Here is a 1,657-nt window from a genome sequence, read left to right on the forward strand (position 1 = left end):
GCCCGCAGGTCCGCCACCGCCCGGCGGGGCTCGCCCTGGCGCAGGTGCACGACGCCGAGCGTGTGCCCGGCCAGCGCCTCGCCCAGGGTGTCGCCGCTCACCACGAACAGCCGCAGGCTCGCCGCCAGTGTCTCGGCCGCCTCGTCGAAGCGGCCCAGCGCCCCCAGTGCCTCCCCCAGCCGGCGCAGCGCCTTGCTCGTCTCGGCGCGATCGCCGAGCGCCTGCGCCGCCAGCAGGCCCTCCCGGTAGCGGACGACGGCCTCCGCCGTCTCGCCCCGCTGGTAGAGGGCGGTGCCGAGGCCGCGCAGCAGGTTGCCGCGGATGGCGTAGTCGTCCTTTTCGGTCACCTCCAGCCGCGCTCTGGCGATCTCCACGGCCCGCCCGTGCTCACCGCGCTCGACGTGGATCCAGACAGGCCAGGTCCACGCGTACGCCAGCCCGGCGGCGTCGCCGGGCGCCGCCATCAGGTCGAGGCAGGCGTACGCGTCGGCCAGCGCCCCGTCCAGACGGCCCATGCCGTGCCGCGCGGCGGCCCTGACGATCAGCGCGTACGCCGCTCCATGCCTGTCGCCGGCGCGGCCGAACTCCGCCAGAAGCACGCCGCACATGGTCTCGGCCGATGGGAACCGACCCCATTCGATCTCCACCGTGGCCAGCAGCAGCCGGGCCCGCAGCGCGGCGCGCTCATCGCCCAGCCCGATCACGATCCGCTGGACCCGCTCGGCGTCGGCCAGGAACCGATCCATGATCAAATAGCTGGTGAGGTGGTGCCCCAGCTCGGCCGCCACGTCGTTCAGGCCCAGCTCGGCGGCGGTGCTGAGGGCGAGCATCAGCGTACGCCGCTCGGCCGCCAGCCACATCTCGCTCGCCCGCACGTCGGGCGCCGGTCCCTCCTCCGGCTCGCGCTCGTACGGCGGGGCGAGCAGGATCGGCAGGCGGCGCGTGGCGGCCCGGGTACGCCGCAGGCATTCCAGCACGTGCCAGGTGAGCGCCGCACGCCGCCCCTCGGGGGTCTCCTCCGCCTGCGCCCGTTCCCGCGCGTACACCCGCAGCAGGTCGTGCAGCCGGTAACGGGGCTGTCCGGCCCCGTCCACCTCGGTCGAGGTGAGCATGCCCCGCGCGACCAGCGTCTCCAGCGCCGCATCCGCCTCCAGCGGGGTCGCCCCCAGCTTGTCCGCGTCCCCGTCCGAGCCAGGCGGGCTGGCGGGCGCCGCGTCCGTTTCCGTGGCGGGTGGTCTGAGGAGGGCCGCGACCGACCACTCCGCCACGCTGTCCAGCCCGGCCAGGCCCAGCAGCCGGAACACGCGCCTGGCCGGGCCTGGCAGCGCCGCGTAGCTCGGCTCGAACGTCGCGCGCACGTCCAGCCCGCCGACGACCAGCTCGTCCAGGCCCCGTCCGGCCAGCCGGGTGGCGAACTCGCTGACCGGCCAGACCGGCCGGGTGGCCAGGCGGGCTCCGGCGACCCGGATGGCCAGCGGCAACCGGCCGCAGGAACGCAGGATCTGCTCGGCCGCGCCGGGCGCCGAACCAATGCGGTCCGGGCCCGCCACGCGTTCCAGCAGGAGCCTGGCATCCTTCTCGTCAGGGAGGTCGAGCGTGAGCCGTACGGCACCTTCCAGGGCGGGCAGCGGAGAGCGGGAGGTCACCAGGACGGCGC

The 1,657-nt window shown here is 75.6% G+C and carries 1 protein-coding gene; it reads right to left on the reverse strand.

Annotation, left to right across the window (positions count from 1 at the left end; translation table 11 throughout):
- Positions 1–1,646: tetratricopeptide repeat protein (locus ACWCSD_RS52415; RefSeq protein WP_449927386.1), on the reverse strand; the 1,646-nt coding region annotated here is incomplete at its 3' end.
- Positions 1,647–1,657: the final 11 nt, after the last annotated feature.

This window comes from Nonomuraea sp. NPDC001684 (genome assembly GCF_053596515.1).